The organism is Reyranella sp. (genome assembly GCF_965227665.1).
Taxonomy (GTDB): domain Bacteria; phylum Pseudomonadota; class Alphaproteobacteria; order Reyranellales; family Reyranellaceae; genus Reyranella.
The window spans coordinates 1,797,130-1,819,702 of record NZ_OZ245767.1; the positions used below are offsets into that span (position 1 = coordinate 1,797,130).

At 65.7% G+C, this 22,573-nt stretch carries 27 protein-coding genes and 1 pseudogene; 16 read left to right on the forward strand and 12 right to left on the reverse strand.

Going from position 1 to position 22,573, the window contains the following annotated elements:
* Positions 1-179: 179 nt before the first annotated feature.
* From ACO07I_RS08685 to ACO07I_RS08700, 4 genes are all read left to right on the forward strand, one after another.
* Complete coding sequence (locus tag ACO07I_RS08685) at positions 180-1,025, forward strand: response regulator (RefSeq protein WP_422016324.1); 846 nt, start codon at positions 180-182, stop codon at positions 1,023-1,025.
* Positions 1,012-1,641 (forward strand): hypothetical protein, encoded by a 630-nt coding sequence (locus tag ACO07I_RS08690; protein ID WP_422016326.1) that lies wholly within the window; start codon positions 1,012-1,014, stop codon positions 1,639-1,641. The genes ACO07I_RS08685 and ACO07I_RS08690 overlap by 14 nt, the downstream gene beginning before the upstream one ends.
* A gap of 168 nt (positions 1,642-1,809) precedes the next feature.
* The gene (locus ACO07I_RS08695; RefSeq protein ID WP_422016328.1) at positions 1,810-2,625 is read left to right on the forward strand and encodes a response regulator; all 816 of its coding nucleotides are present in this window, start codon (positions 1,810-1,812) and stop codon (positions 2,623-2,625) included.
* A gap of 138 nt (positions 2,626-2,763) precedes the next feature.
* Positions 2,764-3,219 carry a YccF domain-containing protein gene (locus ACO07I_RS08700; protein ID WP_422016330.1) on the forward strand — a complete coding sequence of 152 codons (456 nt, stop codon included), beginning with the start codon at positions 2,764-2,766 and terminating at the stop codon, positions 3,217-3,219.
* Positions 3,220-3,243: 24 nt separating this feature from the next.
* Here ACO07I_RS08700 and ACO07I_RS08705 read toward each other — a convergent pair whose 3' ends face one another.
* The gene (locus tag ACO07I_RS08705; RefSeq protein ID WP_422016332.1) at positions 3,244-3,435 is read right to left on the reverse strand and encodes a hypothetical protein; all 192 of its coding nucleotides are present in this window, start codon (positions 3,433-3,435) and stop codon (positions 3,244-3,246) included.
* A gap of 153 nt (positions 3,436-3,588) precedes the next feature.
* Positions 3,589-3,795, reverse strand: a complete 207-nt coding sequence (locus ACO07I_RS08710; RefSeq protein WP_422016334.1) for a hypothetical protein — start codon at positions 3,793-3,795, stop codon at positions 3,589-3,591.
* A gap of 184 nt (positions 3,796-3,979) precedes the next feature.
* Here ACO07I_RS08710 and ACO07I_RS08715 point away from each other — a divergent pair, with 184 nt between their 5' ends.
* Complete coding sequence (locus tag ACO07I_RS08715) at positions 3,980-4,228, forward strand: hypothetical protein (RefSeq protein WP_422016336.1); 249 nt, start codon at positions 3,980-3,982, stop codon at positions 4,226-4,228.
* A 111-nt stretch (positions 4,229-4,339) separates the two neighbouring features.
* On the opposite strand, the gene ACO07I_RS08720 is transcribed toward ACO07I_RS08715, so the two are convergent.
* A complete protein-coding gene (locus tag ACO07I_RS08720; protein WP_422016338.1) occupies positions 4,340-6,220 on the reverse strand; it encodes a cyclic nucleotide-binding domain-containing protein in 1,881 nt (626 codons plus the stop codon).
* Positions 6,221-6,430: 210 nt separating this feature from the next.
* Between ACO07I_RS08720 and ACO07I_RS08725 the strand changes: the two genes are divergently transcribed.
* Positions 6,431-7,534, forward strand: coding sequence for a Fic family protein (locus ACO07I_RS08725; RefSeq protein WP_422016340.1), 1,104 nt, complete (start codon positions 6,431-6,433; stop codon positions 7,532-7,534).
* A gap of 119 nt (positions 7,535-7,653) precedes the next feature.
* Here ACO07I_RS08725 and ACO07I_RS08730 read toward each other — a convergent pair whose 3' ends face one another.
* Both ACO07I_RS08730 and ACO07I_RS08735 read right to left on the reverse strand, forming a co-directional pair.
* Positions 7,654-9,339 (reverse strand): P-loop NTPase fold protein, encoded by a 1,686-nt coding sequence (locus ACO07I_RS08730; RefSeq protein ID WP_422016342.1) that lies wholly within the window; start codon positions 9,337-9,339, stop codon positions 7,654-7,656.
* 162 nt (positions 9,340-9,501) lie between these two features.
* Positions 9,502-10,707, reverse strand: coding sequence for an MFS transporter (locus ACO07I_RS08735; RefSeq protein ID WP_422016344.1), 1,206 nt, complete (start codon positions 10,705-10,707; stop codon positions 9,502-9,504).
* Positions 10,708-10,837: 130 nt separating this feature from the next.
* On the opposite strand from ACO07I_RS08735, the gene ACO07I_RS08740 reads away from it, so the two are divergent.
* Both ACO07I_RS08740 and ACO07I_RS08745 read left to right on the forward strand, forming a co-directional pair.
* Complete coding sequence (locus tag ACO07I_RS08740; protein ID WP_422016346.1) at positions 10,838-11,215, forward strand: hypothetical protein; 378 nt, start codon at positions 10,838-10,840, stop codon at positions 11,213-11,215.
* On the forward strand, positions 11,197-11,529 hold the full coding sequence (locus tag ACO07I_RS08745; protein ID WP_422016348.1) for a hypothetical protein: 333 nt from the start codon (positions 11,197-11,199) through the stop codon (positions 11,527-11,529). The genes ACO07I_RS08740 and ACO07I_RS08745 overlap by 19 nt, the downstream gene beginning before the upstream one ends.
* A gap of 70 nt (positions 11,530-11,599) precedes the next feature.
* Here ACO07I_RS08745 and ACO07I_RS08750 read toward each other — a convergent pair whose 3' ends face one another.
* Positions 11,600-12,019 (reverse strand): Rrf2 family transcriptional regulator, encoded by a 420-nt coding sequence (locus tag ACO07I_RS08750; protein ID WP_422018201.1) that lies wholly within the window; start codon positions 12,017-12,019, stop codon positions 11,600-11,602.
* A gap of 116 nt (positions 12,020-12,135) precedes the next feature.
* Between ACO07I_RS08750 and ACO07I_RS08755 the strand changes: the two genes are divergently transcribed.
* From ACO07I_RS08755 to ACO07I_RS08765, 3 genes and pseudogenes are all read left to right on the forward strand, one after another.
* Complete coding sequence (locus ACO07I_RS08755; protein WP_422016350.1) at positions 12,136-12,537, forward strand: group III truncated hemoglobin; 402 nt, start codon at positions 12,136-12,138, stop codon at positions 12,535-12,537.
* Positions 12,538-12,551: 14 nt separating this feature from the next.
* On the forward strand, positions 12,552-13,247 hold the full coding sequence (locus tag ACO07I_RS08760; protein ID WP_422016352.1) for an alternative oxidase: 696 nt from the start codon (positions 12,552-12,554) through the stop codon (positions 13,245-13,247).
* 33 nt (positions 13,248-13,280) lie between these two features.
* Positions 13,281-13,550 (forward strand): annotated as a pseudogene (locus tag ACO07I_RS08765) (DUF1971 domain-containing protein); the annotation flags it as partial.
* Here ACO07I_RS08765 and ACO07I_RS08770 read toward each other — a convergent pair.
* Complete coding sequence (locus tag ACO07I_RS08770) at positions 13,534-13,923, reverse strand: hypothetical protein (protein WP_422016354.1); 390 nt, start codon at positions 13,921-13,923, stop codon at positions 13,534-13,536. The pseudogene ACO07I_RS08765 and the gene ACO07I_RS08770 overlap by 17 nt on opposite strands.
* Positions 13,924-14,016: 93 nt before the next feature.
* On the reverse strand, positions 14,017-15,216 hold the full coding sequence (gene nhaA / locus ACO07I_RS08775; RefSeq protein WP_422016356.1) for a Na+/H+ antiporter NhaA: 1,200 nt from the start codon (positions 15,214-15,216) through the stop codon (positions 14,017-14,019).
* A 191-nt stretch (positions 15,217-15,407) separates the two neighbouring features.
* Here nhaA and ACO07I_RS08780 point away from each other — a divergent pair, with 191 nt between their 5' ends.
* Both ACO07I_RS08780 and ACO07I_RS08785 read left to right on the forward strand, forming a co-directional pair.
* Positions 15,408-15,893 (forward strand): hypothetical protein, encoded by a 486-nt coding sequence (locus ACO07I_RS08780; protein WP_422016358.1) that lies wholly within the window; start codon positions 15,408-15,410, stop codon positions 15,891-15,893.
* Between the two features lie 19 nt (positions 15,894-15,912).
* Entirely contained in the window at positions 15,913-16,689 is a 777-nt protein-coding gene (locus ACO07I_RS08785; RefSeq protein WP_422016360.1) for a hypothetical protein, read from the forward strand.
* A 10-nt stretch (positions 16,690-16,699) separates the two neighbouring features.
* Here the strand turns inward: ACO07I_RS08785 and ACO07I_RS08790 are convergent, their stop codons facing one another.
* From ACO07I_RS08790 to ACO07I_RS08805, 4 genes are all read right to left on the reverse strand, one after another.
* Positions 16,700-16,900: a hypothetical protein gene (locus ACO07I_RS08790; RefSeq protein WP_422016362.1), complete on the reverse strand. Its 201-nt coding sequence runs from the start codon at positions 16,898-16,900 to the stop codon at positions 16,700-16,702.
* Positions 16,901-17,033: 133 nt separating this feature from the next.
* Positions 17,034-17,399 (reverse strand): hypothetical protein, encoded by a 366-nt coding sequence (locus ACO07I_RS08795; protein ID WP_422016364.1) that lies wholly within the window; start codon positions 17,397-17,399, stop codon positions 17,034-17,036.
* Positions 17,400-17,538: 139 nt separating this feature from the next.
* Positions 17,539-17,973 (reverse strand): peptidoglycan-binding protein LysM, encoded by a 435-nt coding sequence (gene lysM, locus ACO07I_RS08800; protein WP_422016366.1) that lies wholly within the window; start codon positions 17,971-17,973, stop codon positions 17,539-17,541.
* Positions 17,974-18,056: 83 nt separating this feature from the next.
* On the reverse strand, positions 18,057-18,827 hold the full coding sequence (locus ACO07I_RS08805) for a DUF5131 family protein (RefSeq protein WP_422016368.1): 771 nt from the start codon (positions 18,825-18,827) through the stop codon (positions 18,057-18,059).
* A gap of 182 nt (positions 18,828-19,009) precedes the next feature.
* Here ACO07I_RS08805 and ACO07I_RS08810 point away from each other — a divergent pair, with 182 nt between their 5' ends.
* From ACO07I_RS08810 to ACO07I_RS08820, 3 genes are all read left to right on the forward strand, one after another.
* A complete protein-coding gene (locus ACO07I_RS08810) occupies positions 19,010-19,462 on the forward strand; it encodes a helix-turn-helix domain-containing protein (RefSeq protein WP_422016370.1) in 453 nt (150 codons plus the stop codon).
* Between the two features lie 435 nt (positions 19,463-19,897).
* Positions 19,898-21,613 carry a GmrSD restriction endonuclease domain-containing protein gene (locus tag ACO07I_RS08815; RefSeq protein ID WP_422016372.1) on the forward strand — a complete coding sequence of 572 codons (1,716 nt, stop codon included), beginning with the start codon at positions 19,898-19,900 and terminating at the stop codon, positions 21,611-21,613.
* A 167-nt stretch (positions 21,614-21,780) separates the two neighbouring features.
* Positions 21,781-22,566, forward strand: a complete 786-nt coding sequence (locus ACO07I_RS08820; protein WP_422016374.1) for an SDR family NAD(P)-dependent oxidoreductase — start codon at positions 21,781-21,783, stop codon at positions 22,564-22,566.
* Positions 22,567-22,573 lie beyond the last annotated feature (7 nt).

The following is a 22,573-nucleotide window of genomic DNA, read 5'->3' on the forward strand; positions in this document are numbered from 1 at the left end:
TCAAGCGGTCGTTGCGCGCCCGTCACGAGATGGTCACTATTCGGTGAGGGAAGACACTAAGAGGAAACCGATAGTAGCGCTTGGACGTAGCGATGGTTGCGGGGCTGTTCAGCAGCTCTGCTCTTCAACCCGGGGGGTGGTACATGTTCAGTATCGGGTTCGAACATCTGAAGCAGCTCATGATGGACAGCCTGCCCGATTGCGGGCTCGTCCTCCTCGACACCGAGGGGAAGGTGTTGAGCTGGAACGAAGGCGCTAAAGGACTGCTGGGCTACGAGGAGGCCGACGCCGTCGGTCAACCCTTTGCCCGCATCGTCCCTTCTGAAACCCTCGACCCGGCCGGCGCACCGCCGGCCCTGGCCAAGGCCCGGCGGCATGGCCGCCACGAGGAGATCTGCCAGCGCACGCGCAGCGACGGCACCGGCCTGGCATTGCGCGAGGTCGTGATCCCGCTGCGCGATCCGCAGCACAATCTGGTGGCCTTCGGCCTCATGATGCAGTCGCTCGCCGCACACGGCCCGAGCGCGAGCACCAGCACGAGGGCGGCGCATGCCGCGCCGAACCCGTCCCGCCGGAAAGCCCGGGTGCTGGTCGTCGATGACGAGGACATCGTTCGCGCCGTTACGTCGAACATGCTGGACGACCTCGGCTACGAGGTGTTCGAGGCTGCCAGCGGCGCCGAGGCGCTCGACATCCTCACCCGCGACGAAAGCATCGACCTGCTCTTCGCCGACGTGATCATGCCCGGCATGGGCGGCCGCGAACTCGCCGAAAAGGCGCAGGCGATCCGGCCCGACCTCAAGCTGGTCTTTGCCTCCGGCTACTTCCCGCACGCGTTGCGGGAGAAGGGCAATCTCGCCCCCGGCACCGACGTGCTGGTGAAACCCTATCGACGGCGCGACCTCGCCCGCGTGATGAGCCGGGTCCTCGCCGAAGACGTGCCCGATCTGGAGCAAAGCTCCTGGTCGCGCGCGCCCGTCCCGCCGTCCCGCGATTACGCCGGGGCCGGCCATGCGTGGCTCTGACCTCCTGCTCGCAGCCTGGCTCACCGTCTCGCTGCTGGGTGCCGTGGTCGTGCCGCGCGCGGAGGCCATGACCTTCTCGACGGTGACGCGGGCCGACGGGCTTCGGATCGTGCTGGCCGAAGGAGCGGTGGCCGACGGCGATGCGCAGCGGCTGAGGGTGGCGCTGCGCTCAGCCGATCGCGACCCTGCAGGCTTCAAGGTGCTGGCGCTCGACAGTCCCGGCGGTGCCATCGTCGAGGCCTTCGCCATGGTCGACGTCATGGACCGGGAGAAGGTCGCGACGGTCGTACAGCCGGGCGCAACCTGCGCTTCGGCCTGCGCGCAGGTCCTGTTCCTGTCGGGCGGACACCGCACGATCGAGGGCGACGGCCGGCTCGGCCTGCACACCTGCCATACGGCCGGCGACCGGACGCGCTCGGTCGCCTGCAACGAGCTGATCGCGCAGAACGCGATGGCCCGCGGGACACCCTACGGATCGATCATGGTGTTCCTGCACCTGACGGGGCCGGCACAGATGAGATGGGTGGGAAGCGAAGAGGCCCACTATCTCGGCTTCACCCGGAAGCCGCCGGCGGCCGACCCGTCGCGAGACCTGCAGGTCCGGGCCAGCCTATGACCCTCCGTGCCCTCGCCGTCGTCACGCTTGCGTCAGCGGGGGATCACCTGCGGGTCACAACCGGGTGAAACCCCATAGCCGCTGCAAACCACCGTCTCCCGCCCGTCGTAAAAGAGGCGCAAGGGCCGTCACCGCCCCCTGCTTTCCTCGACTTGTCGGAGCGACGCATTGGATACCCAGCTTCATGCCCACCTGAAACAACTCCTGGTCGACCGCCTGCCGGATTGCGCGCTGGTCGTCCTCGACACCGACGGCAAGGTGCTGAGCTGGAATGCCGGCGCGCAGGGGCTCCTGGGCTACCTGGAAACCGAGGCAGTGGGCCAGCCCTTCTCTCGGATCGTTCCGGCCGAGACGCTCGACCCGGCCGGGGCGCCGCCGTCTCTCGAGATTGCGCGACGGAACGGCCGGCACGAGGCGATCTGTGAACGCGTCCACAGCAACGGCACCGGACTCGCGTTGCGCGAAGTCGTGATCCCGCTGCACGATTCGAAGCAGAATCTCGTGGCCTTCGGCCTGATGATGCAATCGCTCGAGGCCGCGCGAGCCGCCGCTGCACCGCCTGCCGTGTTCGAGCGGCGAAAGACGGGCAAGGTCCTGCTGGTCGATGACGACGACACCGTCCGCGTGACGGCGAAGCACCAACTGGAGGATCTGGGCTTCGAGGTGCTGGCCGCGGCGAGCGGCGACGAAGCGCTCGACTTGTTGTCCTGCGACCGCACCATCGACGTGCTCTTCACCGACGTCATCATGCCCGGCATGGACGGCGGCGAACTGGCCGAGCAGGCGCGCCTGATCCAGCCCGACCTGAGAATAGTGTTCGCGTCGGGCTATCTGGGCGACGCGCTGGTGAACAAGGGCAACATCGCCTCGACGTCCCACCTGCTGGCCAAGCCCTATCGTCGGCGCGATCTCGCTTCGATGATGAGAAAGATCCTGGCGGAAGAGGTGCATGGCTCGCACCACCGCCCGATGTCCGGCCCGTGATCGCATTCACTGGCGCGACCCGTCTCGTCGACGCGAGCTGCGCGTTGCAGCATCCACGGCCGGGCAGCGATTGCCACGAGCCCGGCGGACGGCGCATGGTGGCGCCGCGCCGCGGGCAGCGGCAGGAGGAGAGCGACGTTGAGGACCTTGGGCAACATACTCTGGCACATCCCGTTCCTGGGCTTCCTCACCGCGGCCTTCTACTGGCTGCTCGGCCTGCTGCTCACCCTGCTGGTCGTGACCGCGCCTCTGGGGCTCGGACTGATGGAGTTCGGCAAGTTCCTGCTGGCGCCGTTCGGCAACGAGATGGTGAGCAAATCGGACCTCGACATGCCGCAGAACCCTCTGTGGCGCGCCTACTCGACCCTGGTGATGCTGGTCTACCTGCCGTTCGGCGTGGTGTTCGTGATCCTGAACGCGATCCAGGTCTTCGCGCTGTGCTTCTCGATCGTCGGCATCCCCGTCGCCCTGGTGATCGCCAAGTCGCTGGGCACGGTGCTCAACCCCGTGAACAAGGTCTGCGTGCCCTCGGCAGTGGCCGAGGAGATGGCGCGCCGCTACGCCCGCGCCGAGATCGACCGCCGGCGCGGCTGATGTCGATCCGAGATCAGGGCTCGTTCAGCAGCAAACGTTGTCGGGCACGGGCGCGGGCACCCGCGCGCTCGTGAGCTCGTCGGCCCTCTCATTGGCAAGTTCCTCGGCCAGTCGCTTCGCGGCATAGGCGCGCTGCGCCGCGTCGAGCCGGCCGCTCGCCAGCTGCTTCGTCAGGTTCTCGATATTCTTCCGGCGGATGAAGTCCTGCATGGCCATGCGCCCCTCCGGGGTTGGACTACCGGCTTCATTGGACGCGCGAATGCTGGCGCTGGCAAGCGCCGCGAGCTGCTCCCCCGCTCTGAGTGTCCTGCGCATGGCGTTCCGTGCGGGCGTGATCGGAACCCTGCCCGCGCGGTCGGCGCCGACGGATCAGGCGCCGAAGGCGACGCCCAGCGTGGCGATGAGGCCGCCGATGAACACGAGATAGGCGAAGGTCGCGAAGAGAAGCTGGCGGGAACTATCGTCCATGGCGGCGATCCGGAAACGTTGCTGGGTCCTGGCGGGCGAACGGCGCGCGGTCCGCACGCGTTCCGTCGACGGGCAGCGCACGCCGTCGATCGCCGGCGAGCGTGTCATGGCGGCCACACGACAATGGCGAAAGGTCCCTCACGCCGCTTGCGCTGGTGCGCATGAAGGTCGGCCTGTCTGAATACAGACGGCGGCGTCAACGGCCTTGCCAACGCCCCGCCCGGCGGGAACCATGCAACGTCGCCGGCCGTCGCCTGTTGGCAGGCCCCGCAGCTTTTCCGTGGAGGTTCGCATGTCGATGAAACTGCCGCTCATGGCGTTGTTCCTGGTCCTGGCCGGCTGCAGCGGCAGCGCCGGCACCGGCAATACAGGTGGCAACGCCGGCGCCACCGGGGCGGCGTCGGAGCGCTACATGGGCACGCGGTCCAACGTCAACGCGACCTGGAGCGGCGCCACCAGCTCCTCGACCATGCTCGAGCAGCGCATCAAGGAGGACTCGGCGCGCGGCGCCGCCAGCGGCGGCGGCGACACGAAGTACTGAGCCTCGCACTGAATCAGAACCGTCGTCCTCCCCGTCTCGGGGGAGGTGCCCCGTAGGGGCGGAGGGGGTCATGACGCCATCGCCCTCGTAAGACGAGGGGAAGGCAATGAACTACCAACCCGGCAGGTAGGCGCGCAGGTACTGGACGAGGCGGATTTCGGGGAAGCCGACGAAGGCGCGGCGGCCGAGCGGGCATTCGGGAAGACCGGTCGTGTCCTTGATCTCGACGAGGGCCTGGGCGCTCCAGCTCTTGTGGCCGCGGCTGAGGCTCGCCAGATCGTCGCCGCCGATGCGCAAGGAGGCGCCGCGGGTCAGCACGACCGTCCCGACATGGCTGCGCGAATCGCCCTCCAGCAGCACGGTGGCCGGCATGCCTTCCTGCAGCAGCGCGGCCAGCGTCTCGATCACCGGCACGTCGACCAGCAGCACCTTGCAGTCGATCCACGAGAACAGCTTCTCGCCCTGCCGCACGGTGGCGCCGTCGCTCACCGGCGCCGACCACAGGGTCATGAACGGCGGAATGCGGATGCTCGCGGTCGACAGCGCCTCGAGGTTGCGGCGCTCGTCGACCAGGATGGCGCGCGCGGTATTGAGTTCTTCCTGCGCGTCCGACAGCGCGCGGTTGGCGCGGGCCGCCTCGAGGTTGATCTCGTCGAGGCTGCGCCACGACCATTCCGGCTCCTTGGCATCGGCCTGCAGGTAGACGCCCTCGCCCGCCAGCCGGCGGCGTTCGCGCACGCGGGCCAGCGCATTCTCCATCTGGGTCATCGACACCTGCAGCTCACGATGGAGGGAGGTGGCCACGTCCTCGTCGGCCTGCGACCCCGTACCGGTCGCGCGCAGCGAGCGCCGGCGCTGCGCCGAGGCGTCGGCCAGCACCACCCGCTCCTTCAGGAGCGCGAGCCGCTTGTCGAGATCCTGGATATCGATGTCGAGGTCGCGCCGGAAGCCGTCGGCATAGCGCGCCCGGCGCTCCGACCATTCCTTGGCGAGCAGGGTCACCCTCTCCTGGTAGAGCCGGAGCTGGACCAGCCGGGCCTCGGCGCGGCGCTCGTTGCCCTCGGCGCGGATCACGCCGCTGCGGTCGACGCTGCGATTGACGATGGTGGTGACGTCACCCCGCGCGCCGACCTGCTGGCCGATGCGCGTGTCGAAGCCTTCGAGCGTGCCGCCGATCGGCGCGGTGGCGAGGCTGAGCCACGAGGTCACCGCGGCATCGCGATCGAGCATGATGTAGAGCGGCTGGAACACCGCGACGCAGATGGGGATGAGGCCGAGCCCGACCACGAGCGCGATCCGGCTCTTGCGCCCGAAGCGCTGCGCCAGCGGGCGGCGCGCCGCGCCCGGCCCCGATGCCGCCACCACCGCGGGCGACTCCTCGACCGGCACCATAGCCTCGTCGCGCAGGCCGGCGTTCTGCAGCATGCGGGCGGTGATGATGCGCAGGAGGTGGATGCCGAGCTGCGGGCTCTGCAGCAGGGCCGCCAGCACCGCCTTCTTGCTCAAGGCCATGACGATGCCGTTGGTGCGCGCGATGGCGGTCGCGGTGCGCCGGCCCGAGGCGGAGAACAGCGCGATCTCGCCGAAGAAGGCGCCGGGCCCGATCGTCTGCTGGACCTCGGGCAGGAAGACCTCGCCTTCCAGCACGTAGAACAGCTCCTCCGCGAGGTCGCCCGACGAGAACAGCACCTCGTTGGCCCGCACCACCCGCTTCCTCATGAACGGCAGGATCGCCGCCGCCGAGAATTCGTGGCTGGAGGCGCGCTCGACCTGCGCGCCCAGCTCGCGGATCTGCATGAGCCGCAGCAGGTTCAGCGGCAGCAGCGCCGAGTGCAGCATCAGGATCGGCGTCAGCCCGTCGATCGCGGCGTAGGTGATGAAGGCCAGGTTGCTGGCGACCGCCACGATGCGCAGCGGCAGCATGGTGCGCATGTAGAAGGTGGCGAAGACCAGGACGGACGCGATGTAGCCGAAAATCTCGCCGCCGTTCATTTGCCCCGCTGCACCCTGCTCCCGCCACGCCTTCCTATGGCGCATCCCGCGAGGGGCAACAATTGCGCAGTGTGTGCGACTTCGAACGCAGGGCGAGGGCCGAGGCCGCCGACATGCGGTGAATAGGCAGCTTATTCTCCGCAGATTGCGCGGCGAAAATTGCCCTTGCGGCGAACAGAGGCCATAATCGCCGCATAGAAAGCGGAGATTATGGCCGAGTACATTCACCAGCACCCGGACTGGCCCCGCTTCACCTGGCGGCAGGATGAACTCGCCACGCTGCTGGCGCGTGTCCGCCATCGCCAGGGCCGCCTCATCGGCCAGATGCTGGGGCTTGGCTTCCGGCTCCGGGAAGAGGCCGTGCTGCACACACTGACCGAGGACGTCCTCAAGTCGAGCGAGATCGAAGGCGAGGTGCTCGACAAGGATCAGGTCCGGTCCTCGATCGCGCGACGCCTCGGCCTCGACATCGGGGCGCTCGCCCCCACCGACCGGCATGTCGAGGGCGTCGTCGAAATGATGCTCGACGCCACGCAGAATTTCGACGCGCCGCTGACCGCCGCGCGCCTGTTCGGCTGGCATGCCTCTCTCTTCCCGACCGGATACAGTGGCATCAGCCGGATCGATGTCGGCCGGTGGCGTGGCGACGGCAGCGGCCCGATGCAGGTCGTCTCGGGTCCCATCGGCCGCGAGCGCGTCCACTACGAGGCGCCGGCAGCGCCGCGCCTCGACGCCGAGATGCACTCCTTCCTCGACTGGTTCGACGCGCCCCACGACGGCGACCCGGTCATCAAGGCGGCCGTCGCGCATCTCTGGTTCGTCACCATCCACCCGTTCGACGACGGCAACGGCCGCATCGCGCGCGCCGTCGCCGACATGGCGCTGGCGCGCTCCGAACAGAGCCCGCAGCGCTTCTACAGCATGTCCGCCCAGATCCGTCTGGAACGGAACGCCTACTACGACCAGCTGGAAGCCACGCAGAAAGGCTCGCTCGACATCACCGGCTGGATCCGCTGGTTCCTCGAATGCCTCGAGCGCGCCTTCGAGGGCGCCGACCGGGTTCTCGCCAAGGTCCTCGCAAAGGCCGCGTTCTGGCGCAAACACGCCGACGCCGCGTTCAACCCGCGCCAGCACGACATGCTCAACCGGTTGCTGGACGGTTTCACCGGCAAGCTGACATCGAGCAAATGGGCCAAGATCGAAAAATGCTCGTCCGACACGGCGCTGCGCGACATCACCGATCTGGTGTCACGGGGGATCCTGGAGCGCGAGGATGCGGGTGGCAGGAGTACGAGTTACCGGCTGGCGGGGTGAGCAAACGACGTCCGAAGCCACAGCCTGCACCGTTACACGCCCGACTGCGCCGCGAGATCACTGGCTCCCACACCGTCGTCGATAACGGCAGGATCCTGCCACTTTGAGGAGAGCTAACATTAGCGAGAGAGAATATTCTCAACTCGCAGCGCGTTGAGGCGGCTTTCGCTCGCAATCGCCGCGAGCGCGGTATTTGTATTACTTGCAACCGTCTGCCCATTCTTTGCGACACTGACGTTTGCAAGCAGTTGCTTCACTGCATCTACCATAGCAGACCGCCGAATCTCCTTAAAACCTTGCACCAGATCGGTATGATCAAACTGCAAGAGCCGTTCATCGTCTCCAGGAACACGCCTATAGCTGCCAATCGAATCCAGCACCTCAGCGGGAGATCGCAAAGATGCGGAAAACGACGCCGCTTTGTCAGCGAACGCCTTCTTTAGCTTTTCATCCTTGACTACGTCGAACGGATGACTGGGCGTTAACGTAAAGAATTCGACACCACCAGAATGATGGTCAACGTAGTACGAAATTAGCTCATCGGCTTGCGCATCATACCGCAACCCTCTCAAGAGCCGGATGCTGCTGTCGAAATTTGATGGCGTGACGAAGTCCACTGCACCCTTGATACTTGAGACAAACGCAGAAACTAGGGCGTCGCCATCATCATCAAAACTTCCATGAAATATATCCCATGCTGAATGGTAGGCCCGTTGAGCGTCACTATCCCTTAGCTGTTCTTCGAACTTGTCTGCCAGCGCAGCAATCACAGCATCGTCAAAATATCCATCCTGAACACCTTTCAGGAGGCTCAAATCGAACTCTGTCAGATCATTAGAGCCGAGTTCCTCCAAGAGCTGATGCCATTCCTCGATCTGCGGTGTACTAGCGACCGCCTCTTTTCGCACCATTACTGCAATGCGCTTCTCGGATCTTTTCGACAGGAAGGAAAGACTTGGGGCGTCATCTGGACAGAAGTGGATCCAAGTAAGCAAAACCAAAGTCCGCAGCGCCTGATCGACCACGCGCTCGTCCTTTTCCCTCAGGACTGGCGCTATTCGTTCGGTGACCTTTTTGACCCGCATTAGGACACGAATATTTGTCAGTTTAACCAGCGTGCAAAGCTCATGAAGGCGTTTCTCGATCTTGCTTTCTTGGCTGAAAATAATATCTGCGCACTCGCTCGGTGTTGGCGCAAACAGCACCGAGACATCGACAACTTTCTCCAAGTACCGATCGAATGCCGTCTTCGCATCACCTAGCTTTTCTGCGTTTAGGATGAGAACGCACTTGCATCGTCGCTGCTCTTTGAGAAAGGACAGCAGCCCAAGCACCTCTTCAATTGCAAGCTTGTCTCCTTTGCGCTCAACGTCATCGACTACAACCACTTGATCGCGGACCAGCCAAAATGTCGTGTAACGAACAAGGTCCCCCGCCGCCTTTCCGCCTAACCGCTCCAACAGAGCTGAAAGAAGCTTTTGACCGCCACTCAAAGCCGATTTGTTGAGCGCCGAGACGATTTTCTGCTTTTCCCGCAAGGTAATTGGCGCTGATGCTAGGAAAGACTCCATTGGCTCAAGGTTCTCGAATATTGATTGCTTTAGCTCGTCGACAGTGTTCACACCGAACAGGGAACAGTAAGAGTAGAATTTCCATGGCGTGACCGACGTCTTCCCAATCTCTTTCGCAAACTTATTCCACGCATAGGTTTTGCCGGCCCCCCAAGCTCCCTTTACGCAAAGAATTTCCGGGTCAGGAGATTCCAGGAATCTCTTGATTTCAGGCTGTACTAGACCGGCGCTCATGCTCAACGACCTCGTCTCGTCCCGCTCACCGTGCAAATATCCATTAACTGTCAACCGATTCAAGTTCTGCCAACATCACGGTCGGAGCGTGTGTCGCATTAGCAGATCCGCGCAGTATGTAGTCGGCAATTCGGACTAACCTCCTTCTGCGACGCCAACGGCCTAATCGTCGCCTGACTTCCCCGACACCCCCACTCGCGCCGCCGACCGATCGCGCCCCCTCACCCCCGCCACAGCCACCGCCACCGTCGCCGCCGCCATCACCCCCGTGATCGCGAGCAGGGCGGTCGGCAGCGACGCGGCCGTCAGGAGCGCGCTGGCGAGGATGACGCCGCAGGCGTTGGCGGTGCGCATCAGGGCGAAGACTTCGGGGCGGCGATGCGGCGGCGCCAGCGTGTCGAGGATCAGCGAGTAGTGGGTCGCCAGCGGCGCCAGCACGAGGCCGACCAGCACGGCGCCCACCAGGGTCGCGGCCACCGAGAGGCCGGCCGCCACCAGCGCCGAGCCGGCGCACATGACGATCAGCTGCGCCAACACGATCCGGCGCGACGGCCGCCGGTTGCGCACGCTGACCCAGATCCCGCCTGCCACCGAGGCGAGGCAGAGCGGCACCGTGAACAGGATCGCCAGCGCCGGCTCGTAGCCGAAGGACAGCGCCAGCGCGACGGCGCCGATTTCGACGGCGGCCACGGTCGCACCGCCGGCCATCGTGCAGGCGAGCCACAGCAGGATCGGCGGGCTCAGGATCGCGGTTCGGTCGCGCGGTGTGTCTTCGGGCGCGGAGGCCGGGCCGAGGTTGGGGATCAGCAGCGCCGGCAGCGCGCCCACGGCCGCCATCGCCACGATGCCGAACACCGGCGAGACCGAGCCGAGGCCGGAGGCCACCACCGGCGCGGCGACGAAGGTGAGTTCGTTGAGCGTGGCCGCAATCCCCAGCGCCCGCGCCATCCCCGAGACCGGCGCGACCTGGTTGAGGACGGCGCGCAGGGTGCCGGCGGCGGCGCCGTTCACCAGGCCGGCGGCGGCGGCGAGCGCGATCAGTCCCGGCAGCGACAGGCCGAAGGCCGCGCCCAGCGCGATCGCCACCAGGGCGGCGGTGCGGGCGGCCAGCAGCAGCTTCAGGAAAGTGGCCATCGGCAGCGCCCGGCCGAGCCGCGTCAACGGCAGCGCGCCCGCCACCTGGGCGAGCGTCATGGCCAGGATCATGGCGGCGCCGCCGCTCGCGTCACCGCCCAGCCCGACGGCCAGCAGCGCGAAGGCGACCGGCGCGGCGGCCTGCGGGAAGCCCAGCGTCGCCGACGAGGCCGCCCAGCGCACCAGCCGCCATCGGCCGGGATGGGGGCCGGAGCCGGGATCGCCGATCGTCATGACGCGTGCTGTCTACACAGGCGATGCCGTGCCGCCAACGGCCTTGCCAACGCCGCGGCCGCGGAAAACCATGCACCGTCGCCGGCGGTCGCCTGTTGGCAGGACACGCAGCTCTTCCGTGGAGGTTCGCATGTCGATGAAAGTGCCGTTCGTGGCGTTGTTCCTGGTCCTGGCCGGCTACAGCGGCAGCGCCGGCACAGCCGATACCGGCGGCAACGCCGGCGCCACCGAGGCAGCGTCGGAGCGCTACATGGGTACCCGGTCCAACGTCAACGCGACCTGGAGCGGCGCCACCAGCTCGTCGATCATGCTCCAGCCACGGCATGCCAGACTGCGAACCAAGGAAGAGCTCGGGCTTCCCAGATGGATGCCGGCGGTCGAAGGGTCGCTCGACGATCCGCCGATCGTGCTGCGGCAGGCTGAAACGTCGCTGCCTTGCGTGGCTCTGGGCGGTCCGGTCCCGCTGATCGAGAACGAGGCCCGCGCGCGATGGACACCGTCAGCGTGAACCCGAAGATGCAGCGATGGGGGACGTGGATCCTCTCGGCGCTCTTCATCGTCTGGATCGCCCTGATGTGGCACGCGGCGGTGCCTTTGTTGACGATCGCGCTGTTCGCCCTCATCGCTTCGGCGTCCGGGGCGCCCGAGCTTCTGGCAACGATTGTCTACTTCGGCATCCTGCCGCCGTGCATCGCCGCCTTGGGTTTGGACCTGTGGCGGAAGACACGCTTCCCATGGCTCGCTCTCGGCCCGGCGCTCGTCGCCCTCGCCACGATGGTCTCGACCGACTCCGTCTCGAATCTCCTCTTCATGCGATCGTAGCCCGCTGGCTCCCGACACCGCGGCGCAGCGGACTCTGGGTGCGGTGACTGGGCCGCTCTTTCTCCTCGCCCTACCCCACCCCCAACAGCCGCAGCAGCTTCGTCTGCCGCTTCAGCAGGTCGGCCAGCGTGTAGCGGTCGAGCACGGCCATGAAGGCGGCCAGCGCCTCGTCGAGGACGCGGGTCAGTTCGCAGGCCGGCGCGATGGCGCAGGTGTCGCAGTCGACCAGGTCGAAGCCGTCTTCCGTCTGGCGCACCACGGCGCCGACGTTGATCTTGTCGGGCGCCTTCGCGAGGCGGATGCCGCCGGCGCGGCCGCGCACGCCCTCGATGTAGCCCGCCTTCCCAAGGTCGTGCGCCACCTTCATCAGGTGGTTCTGCGAGATACCATAGCCGCGGGCGATCTCGGCGATCGAGCAGACGCGGTCGGGCTGGGCGCCGAGATAGGTGAGCACGCGCAGCGCGTAGTCGGTGTAACGGGTGAGGCGCATCTGGTCGTTGGTCCCTGCGACACGGTGGCGAACGGGCATTCATAATACATGTATCTTCTTTACATGTTTAGCCTCTCGCCATAGATGTATCCCAGATACATGATTGGAGCGAGGCGATGAGCGGCCTGGCGTTTGATGAGATCGACGGCGTCGACGAGGAGAGCCTGGCCCGGCTCGTCGACCGCTTCTATGCCGCCGTCCGCGCCGACGCGCTGATCGGCCCGGTCTTCAACGACGCGATCGACGACTGGTCCCTGCACCTCGACAAGCTCGCCGCCTTCTGGTCGTCGCTGATGCTGACCAGCGGCCGCTACAAGGGCTCGCCGATGGCGGCCCATCTCAAGCACCGCGCGCGCATCACGCCCGCCATGTTCAACCGCTGGCTCGTACTGTGGCGCGAGGCCACCGAGGCGGAGATGCCGCCCGCCGCCGCGCGCTCGCTGCAGGCCAAGGCCGCGCGCATCGCGGAGAGTTTCAAGCTGGCGCTCGGCAGCCGCGCACTCCAGGGCATAGGTTGAGAAAGAGAAGTGTCATGACCGTCAACGTACAGATCCCCGCCGTCGATCCCGGCCTGCATTACGACTCCCACGGCGTCAGCGATCGCCTGGCGCTCGGCTTCACCAAGACCCTGCGCTTCTGCGCCGACACCTTCTTCGCCAGGCGCTACGGCCATCGCGCCATCGTGCTGGAGACGGTCGCGGCGGTGCCGGGCATGGTCGGCGCCACGCTCACCCATCTGCGCTGCCTGCGGAACATGTGCGACGACAAAGGCTGGATCCGCACGCTCATGGAAGAGGCCGAGAACGAGCGCATGCACCTCATGACCTTCATCGAGGTGGCCAAGCCCACGCTGTTCGAGCGCCTGGTGGTGCTGGGCGTGCAGTGGGTGTTCTATCTCGCCTTCTTCGCGCTCTATCTGGTGAGCGCGCGCACGGCGCACCGCGTCGTCGGCTATTTCGAGGAGGAGGCGGTGATCAGCTACACCCACTTCCTGGCCGAGCTGGACGAGGGCCGCACGCCCAACGTCGCCGCGCCCGCCATCGCGCGGCACTACTGGAAGCTGCCCGACGACGCCACGCTCCGCGACGTGGTGCTGGTGGTGCGCGCCGACGAGGCCCACCACCGCGACGTCAACCACGCCTTCGCCAGCGAGCTGGCCGGCCGCCCGGTCACCACGCCGGCCGCGCCCTATCCCGAGCATGCGGATGACATAAGGCTCGCCGCCTAGGCACGACATGCCACCCCCTACAGATCCACGCCGGAGTTCGACGAGACGACGCTGCCCGCGGCGCTGCGGCGGGAGCATCGAACCAAGGCGGGCGTATGGGGCGTGATCCGCGTGCTCGAGGGCGAGGTCCGGCTGGTCCTCGACGACGGCAGCGACGCCGAGGGTACGATCCTGAGGCCGGACCGCCCCGCCCTGATCCAGCCGCGGCAGCCGCATCATGTCGAGCCGCTCGGCCGGATGCGGATGCAGGTCGATTTCTATGATCAGCCGCCGGACGGCGTCAGCCCTACATGCGAGCCATGATGGCCGGCGAGTCGAGCCAGGTGCGGGCCTTCGCTGCGTGCTTGAACACGCGCATCGGCCGTTTGGGGACGGCCAGGATCCCCAGCACCCGCGCGACCTGCCAGTAGTTCTCGTCGCGCACGACGACGGCGAGCGGACCGAGCGCGTCGCCGGCCTGCTGATGCAGCGTCCGCAGGCGGACGCCGACCGTCAGGTGTTCCTCCGCATTCATCTGCGATTTGCCCCCGGTGCCGTCGAACAGCTTGCGGTAACCGAGGATGTCCGAACCGACGACCATGTCCAGCAGCCGCTCGAGGTCGGCGAGCTGGATGATCCCGTCGGCGACCACCGCGAGGAGCTTCACGCGGGAGTCGATGGTCCAGTGGAGGGGCATGCCGGCGGCGGTCTCTGAAAAGTGAGTTGCCAATCTTCTAGCGCTGTGGATGCAAGGAAAGCAATGAAATTGCAAACGGGGCGGCCTCCCATTTCAGAAGGCCCTCGCCTCGACACCTCCCGGTCGTGGACTGAGCATCAGAACAATCGTCCCGAGTACCGCCGACACGAACGAGCCCAGCAGGATGCCGATCTTCACCCCGTCCTGCAGGGCCGGACTGTCGGGGAAGGCCAGCAGGCCGATGAACAGGCTCATGGTGAAGCCGATGCCGCAGAGCAGCGACACGCCCAGCACGTGCAGGGGCGCCGCATTGGTCGGGCCGTCGGCGAAGCCCAGCTTCACGGTCGCTATGGCGGTGCCGTAGACGCCGATCACCTTGCCGAGCACCAGCCCGCCCGCAACGCCGAGCGTCAGCGGATCGGTGAAGGCGCGCAGGTCGAAGCCCGCGAACGACACGCCGGCATTGGCGAAGCCGAACACCGGAATGATGAAGAACGGCACGACCTTGATCAGGGCATGCTCGAGCGTGTGCAGCGGCGAGCTGGGCACCGGCTCGCGCCCGCCCGGCGCCGGACGGCCGAGGGGAATGGTGAGGGCGAGCGCCACGCCCGCGACCGTGGCATGGACGCCCGACAGCAGCACCAGCAGCCACAGCACCGCGCCCAGCATCAGATAGGGCCACAGCGCCCGCACCCCGGACCGGTTGAGCACCAGCAGCGCCACCAGAATCGCGGCTGCGCCCCCCAGTGCGGCGAGGTCGAGGTTGCCGGTGTAGAAGACGGCGATGATCAGCACCGCGCCGAGATCGTCGATGATGGCCAGCGCGGTCAGGAACACCTTCATCGAGGCCGGTACGCGGTTGCCGAACAGCGACAGCACGCCCAGCGCGAAGGCGATGTCGGTCGCGGTGGGGATCGCCCAGCCGCGGATCACCTCGCCGTTGTTCCAGTTGAGCCCGGCGAAGATCAGTGCCGGCACCGCCATGCCGCCGGCGGCACAGAGGCCGGGCAGGATGCGCCGCGACCAGGTCGAGAGCTGGCCGTCGACGATCTCACGCTTGATCTCCAGCCCGACCAGCAGGAAGAACACCGCCATCAGCGCGTCGTTGATCCAGTGCGAGACGCTGAGCGGCCCGACATAGGCCTTGAGCGCGGCGAAGTAGGTGGGGGCCAGGGCCGAATTGGCGACGATCAGCGCCAACGCCGCCGCCACCATGAGAACGATGCCGCCCGAGGCCTCGCCATCGATGAAGCGGCGCAGCAGGGTCGGACGCACGTGTGTATTATGGGTCATGGGTCTCGCACAAGGAAGGGACCGCTGGCGGCCCGACCAGCGCTAGTCCCTGCCCGTACCGATGTGCGGACACCCTCGCCTGTTCTGGCCGATGTGGCGCACGAGGGCAACAGGATCCGGCTGCAGCGGCGGGCAAATTCGTGGCATAGGGAACCTCCTCGGGGGAGGTCGCGATGGTTGGACACACAAGGGTGGTACATAGATCGGCTCTCGTCGTTGCGGCGGCGACCGCCCTCTTCCTGGCGGCGCCGGCCACGGCGCAGACCAAGAAAATCGGCACGTTCGGCGGCTGGGAGATCAGCGCCGTCCACGACAAGGGCAAGTTCGTGCGCTGCATCGCCGACACGGGCGGCGCGGACAATCAGGGCCTGCGGATGAGCTTCGGCGACGACGGCCAGCGCCACCTGATCCTGGCAGGTCCCGGCACGAGCGGCGCCCGCGACGAGGCCGTGATCGTGCTCAGGCCCAGCGGCAAGCGCTTCACCTTCCCGATGGCCCAGCGCTCGCCCGACCGGCTGTGGAGCCCGGTGCTTGAGAACGGCTTCACCGACGTGTTCTTCGAATCGACACGCCTGGAGGTCCAGTTGCCGGCCCGCAACGTGGCGCGCAGCTTCGACCTCGGCGATCCCGACATGATGAGCGCGCGGATCGACGGCTGCGTGGCCTCCCACGAGTAGAAAGAGCGAAACCCGACCGATGATGCGCAAAGACCTGCTTTCCACGGCGACGATGCTCGCCCTCCTCGCTCTTCCTGCCGGCGCGAACGCCGAGCCGGGCGACGCCGCCTTCTGCCAGCAGTACGCGGCGGCAGCGGCAACCGCGGCGAAGGATGCGATCGCCATCAACCCGGCCTGCCAGGATTTCAGCAAGGGCGTGCATGCCGTCGCCAAGGCGCATGTCGACTGGTGCCTGAAGACCGACCGAACCGAGGTCGAGGGTGCCTCGGCGCACATCCGCCGGCTCGCCAGCCGCTGCACCAACGGCCAGCTGGCGGCCCCCAACGGCTATGGCGGCTACGACATCGTCGCCAATGACCGGTTCGAGAAGGCCTGGGGCGAGGCCGGCCCCTGGAAGATCCGCGCCGCCCGCAGCGGCCAGACCTTCATGTACTGCGTGGCCGATTCGAATGCCGGCGGCCGCCGGGTCCGCATCGGCGTCGACCTCGTACAGCCGGGCGATTCGCGGCAGTGGCAGGTCGCCGTGCCGATGAAGGGGCCGAAGGACTGGGACGGTTCGTTCCAGGTCGACGGCAAGGGCTTCGGCAATGGCGGCGGCAATCAGATGAGCGGCGTCGGTGTCGGCGGCTGGAGCATCGCCTGGCTGGGCGAGGCCGAACTGTCGGGCCTGCGCAAGGGCGGCCGCCAGGGCATGGTCGGCGTCGGGACGCAGGACTACGAATTCCCGCTGGCCGACGTCGCCGCGGCGATCAACTTGCTCGAAGACTGCCGCAGGAAGCGCGGCCTGGGCGGCTGATCCGCCCCACTCAGGCGTGGCGCAGGGTGCCGCGCAGCTGCTCGACATTGGATTGGGCGGCGACAATCCGGCCCATCAGGTTGACCCGCCGGATCACCAGGCTGGTGTTCTTCGGATTGACGTTCAGCGCCTTCGACAGATCGTTGAGATCGTCGCGCAGCCGGTTGAGATTGGTCTCCAGCTCGGCAAGCTTCCTGTCGTCCCTGCGCACCGCACCCTCGCAAAAACCGCTGCCCGCAGGATATCACGAGCCAGCGCGGCGCCGGCGGGGCAACGGCGCGCGCCTTTTGTATCAATCGTAACAGGAAAGCCGGCGCGGAGGCGCTGACGGTGGCGGCGGGACCCTATTCGACCGGCCGGACGCGGCGCGAGGGCATGGCGACGGCGACGTTCAGCTCGCGCGTGAGCTCGTCCAGGGTGAGCATCCCCGGGCGCAGCAGCAGGCGGGCGACGCCGGAATTGCGGCGGTTCTCCTCGGGCCAGATGGCGCGGCGGGCCAGCGAGCGGGCTTCGTCGTTCTTGCCGGCGCGCAGCGCGATGATCGCGGCGGCGAGGCAGCGCTGCTCCCATTCGCCGAACGGGCCGACGCCGCGGCCGAGCGCGTCGATGATCGTCGTGATGGCGTCGACCGCCATCTTCTTCTTTTCTTCGGACGGCAGCCCCTCGGACGAGAGGGCCAGCGATTTGCGGAGGGCTTCGATATCGGACATCGGCGCTTCTTACCGCGTCTTGCCGCCCGCGCCTATTCCCCCGCGACGATCGACCGTTTCGGTCACCGGCGCCGGTCGAGCTTCACGGTTCTTGCCCGCACAGGGCTCGAACGACAAGGTTCGTGCGCGGAACGCCCTCTCAGGCTTTGGGAATGCGGATCTTCTGGCCGGGGAAGATCAGGTTCGCGTCCTTGATGACCTCGCGATTGGCCTCGAAGATCTTCGGATAGGTGTTGGCATCGCCGTAGAACTGCTTGGCGATGGCCGACAGCGTGTCGCCCGACTTGATGATGTAATACTGCGTGCCGTCGTCGATCGCGGCGACCTGGGCGCCGTCGACCTTGACCTCGCTCACGCCCATGATGTTGCCGGCCATCAGGATGGCCTTCTGCAGCGCCTCGACCGGGCCGCTGCCCGTGAGCGAAACCGCGCCGTCCTTGAACGAGACGCCGAGATCCTTGATGCCGGGATTGGCCTTTTCGATCTCGGCCTTGATCTTGGCCGACGGATCGGCCTCGCCCTCGCCAAAGATCTTACGGCCGATGGTCTTCACGAAATCGAACAAACCGCTCATGCGAGCTCCCGGGGTTCAGGGTGTGGCGCGTAACGAGCGCCGCCCGGTTTCGTTGCGGCCATCGCGCCGATCGGTGCCACGGCTCAAGCCGCGCGCAGGCCCGCCGCCGGAAACTCGTCCCAGGTCCGGCCATCGAGCATGCGGCCCTGCTTCTTCTTGTTCGTCCCGCCCCACTGCTTGAAGAAGAACGCCGTGCCTTGCGCGCCGCAGGCGTCGCGGATCTCGCGCACCCAGGACGGATCGACGGGCCGCGCGCCTGGACCGGACTCGCCGCCCGCGATGGCCCAGTCGATGCACCTCAGATCGATCCCGCCCGGCACCGCAGACACCAGCGACGACAGCAGCGGCTCCAGCGACAGGAAGCGGACGGCCGCCCGCACGCGGCGCAGGTGATCGATGCGGAAGAGATGGTCGGCATTCTCGACGCTCGTGCCCAGCCAGACGTTGGGCAGCAGCGGCAGACGCGCCGTCAGCTCTTCCATGCGCTCGGGCCGCTTGGTGAGGATCTGGTAGGTGTGGTGCGGCGTCCGCGCCATGACGTCCCAGACATCGGCGACGAACGACTCCGGCACGGCCTCCCAGAACAGGTCCGACATCGAGTTGACGAAGATCATGCGCGGCTTCTTCCAGCCCACGGGCACGCCGAGTGCTGCACGATCGAGCCGAACCGCGCCCGTCCACTTCGCCCGCCCGCCGGAGATGCGCGTCAGCCCGGCATACTTCGCCATGCCCATCGCCTCGAGACGGGCCGCCAGGCGCATCGCGTAGCAGTTGGTGCAGCCCGGCGACAGAACCGTGCAGCCCGCGACCGGATTCCAGGTCGCGTTCGTCCATTCGATCGAACTGGTGGCCATGCGAACGACCTTGGGCGGGCTTTCCGGCCTTTGTATGTCAACCCCAATCGCGCGGCCGACCGCGGATTTTCGGCCCCTTGCCCGTCCCTGCGACATTCATTTCGACTGTTTCGACTATTTCGATTATTTCGTTTATGGTGCCGTCCCGCCCCTGCGGCGACACCGACCAGATGGAGATCCCGATGCCCCCCGACGACTCGCTTTCCGAACGCCTCCCGACGCCCAACGAAGCCGAGAAAGCCACCAAGGCCGGCACGCTCCTGGCGAGTCACCGGGACAAGCGCGGCGGCCTGTCGCTTCACGTCAAGAAGGGCACCAAAAGCGCCGACGTGGACCTCCCGCCGGCGGTCGCCCGCCTGGTGCTCGATCTCCTGGAGGCCATCGGCAAGGGCTGCGCGGTCACGCTCGTGCCGTCCGGCGCGGATCTTTCCACCCAGCAGGCGGCCGACATGCTCGAGGTCTCGCGGCCCTTCCTCGTGAAGATGCTCGAGACCAAGGAAATCCCGCACCACAAGATCGGCACCCATCGCCGCATCCGCGCGGAAGACCTCCTGGCCTACAAGCACCGCCGCGACAGCAAGCGCACCGCCGCCCGGACGCGGCTCGCCCGGCTGGGGCAGGAGATCGACGGCTGAAGGAGGCATGTCGGATCGCTTCACGGCTTTGCTAGATGCGAACATCCTGCAGCCTTTCCGGTAGGTGACCGGTTTGTTGTCGCTGCCGAAGCCGGCCTCTATCGACTGGCGGGGAGCGATGCCATCAACGACGAATGGGCGACGAGTCCAAGGATAGAGAAATACGGTTTCACGGTTGTTGGAGCCATAAGAGTAGAGCAAGGGCTGCAACTAGTCCTTCAGGAGTGAAACAGCAGCTAGGCGGGGGTTACCTGCACTTCTGGAGACTGATGCTGCATGGATTACGATCTGCCGCCTGTGGAGGCAGATACTCCCACGACGCTAACCATCTGGTTGTATAGTCCGGCCGCGATTTACGCCCAGATAGTTGATAGGCTAATCAATAGCCGCAAATCCAAAGAGATGGCGGAGCAATAAGACAGGAGTAAGCCGAGCATGGAAGCCCGGAGCAAAACGATCGAGGCGTGGTTCTCTTTGATCGAACAGGGGCAGGTGAAGCTGCCCCGTTTTCAACGCCATGAAGCCTGGCGGTCCCACCAGATTGCGGGACTTTTCGAGAATATTCTCCGTTCACCCTCGTTGCCTGTGGGTGTGTTGCTTGTACTTGAGGTTGGCGACAAAGAGCTGTTTCACTCGCGCCCCATCGTTGGAGCGCCAAAATCTGACGCTCGCCCCAGTATGCACATTCTGGATGGACAGCAGCGAATGACGGCACTCTACCGCTCGCTGACCGACAATTATGAAGATATGAGAATCTTCGTCAGACTCGCATCTAGTACGGAGTTGGATGAATCCAAGGCCGCCTCAGAGGACGATGAAGATGGCAGCGAACTGATAGAAGTCGTGAAGCGCTGGAATCATAAAGGGGGCCGCAGGCCAGTCTGGGCTGACGACGAGGTGGAATGCATCAAGCGAGGCTTGTCGCCTATTTCGATTTTCCGGCCAGGCAGCATTGGTGAAGCTTCATTCAAAGCCTGGCGCGATTGCCTACGTGCAGGCAATTCTTTTACCGACGAGATAGGCGACTTGGCGGGCGAACTGAGAAAGCGCGTCCTTGGGTACACGCTTCCGTTTCTTTCGCTGCCTGTCGGCACGTCACGTGAGACGGCATTGGAAGTGTTCATCAACATGAACACCTCTGCCTCGCCACTGAAGGACTACGACATCGTCGTGGCTCAGGTCGAAGAAGGGGTCGGCGAGTCTTTGCACGACAAGGTTGAAGCTCTTCTGCAGTCGGCTCCAGCGGCTAAAGACTATGGTCGTATTGAAGACATCCTTCTTGCGATAACCGCATTGCTCCTCGACAAGCCTCCAATCAAGAAGACCTACCTCGAAGAGGATTTCGGCAAGGGACTGGCGCGTGTCTGGCCTGACGTCGTGGCCGGTATCGAAAGAGGTTTGCAGTTCCTCAGTGACGAAGCCTTGTTTAACGATAAGACGCTTCCAAGTGATGTCGCCGTCTATCTGACCTGCGCATTATGGGCGGTCGCTTCGAATCTTAAACTTGATCAGGAAGGCAACGCTCGACAGATCATCCGGAAAGTCCTGTGGCGTGCCTGTTTCACGCATCGGTATGGCAAGACATCAGCTACCCGCGCCTTTGCCGATTACAAAGCGCTGAAGGGAATGATCGACGGGACAACGCCCAACGCGACTTGCGAGCTGTTCGACACTGCCGCCTTCCGCTTACCCGATGTTGATGAAATTAAGGTTGCTGGCTGGCCTGGACGTAAGGACCGACTGCCGCGTGCGATACTTGCTACTTCACTTCGGCGTAAGGCACAGGACTTCGCCGATGGAGCACCTGTTGGCCGTAACAACATCTCTGCCCGAGAGTTGGACCATCTCTATTCTTGCGGATATCTGAAGGTGGACAGAGATGATCCACTGGCAAACCGCGCTTTGAACTGTGCGCTCATCACTGGGCTTACAAATCGGAATAAAAGTGCCGCAGCCCCCAGCGATTACGTTGCGAAACGTGCCAAAGCCGCAAATCTGGGTGAGGAAACAGTTCGCTGGCGGCTAGCAACCCACCTCATTCCTTATAGTGCGTTGGTTGCCGACAATTACGAGGGATTTCTGGATGCGCGAGCCAAGCTCATTGAGGCCGATATGAAAGCGCTCTGTGATGGAGTGGAGCCAACTTCATAGTGGCGCGACTTCGTCCGATCTCTTCCACATAGCTCCCGCGAACTCTTTCGGATCGCGGCTCCACGGTTCGCGGAGCGGACCCACACCTCTGGCCAAGCGCGGTCGCGATGCTCTAACAATCCGGGCGACCCACTCACGAAATCATATCCCCGGGGGAATCTTCGCTCATGCAACTCGACAAGACAGTGGCCGCGGTCGTTACGGGCGGCGCGTCCGGCCTCGGCGCCGCCACCTCGCGCATGCTGGCCTCGCACGGCGTGAAGGTCGCGATCTTCGACCTCAACGCGGAACAGGGCGAGACGCTGGCCCAGGAGATCGGCGGCGTCTTCTGCAAGGTCAACGTGACGTCGACCGAAGAGGTCGAGGCCGGGTTCGCGAAGGCGCGGGCGGCGCACGGGCAGGAGCGCATCCTGGTGAACTGCGCGGGTGTCGGCGGCGGCGCCCAGAAGACCGCCTCGCTCGACCGGACGACCGGGTCTCCCAAGGAATATCCGCTGGAGAACTTCGAGCGCATCATCAACGTCAACCTGATCGGCACGTTTCGCTGCATCACCAAGTCGGCCGCGGGCATGCTGACGCTGGCCCCGCAGGCCGACGGCGATCGCGGCGTGATCCTCAACACCGCCTCGGTCGCGGCCGAGGACGGCCAGATCGGCCAGGTCGCCTATACGGCCTCGAAGGCCGGCGTCGTCGGCATCACGCTCGTGGTGGCGCGCGACCTCTCCAACGAGGGCATTCGCTGCAACACGATCCTGCCCGGCATCTTCGACACGCCGCTGCTCGCGCGCGCGCCGGATAACGTCAAGGCGGCGCTGGCCGCCTCGGTGCCGTTCCCCAAGCGTCTGGGACGCCCCGAGGAATATGCCCAGGTCGCCCACACGATGATCACCTGCGGCTACCTCAATGGCGAAGACGTCCGCGTTGACGGCGCCATCCGCATGGCGCCACGCTGAACCGGGA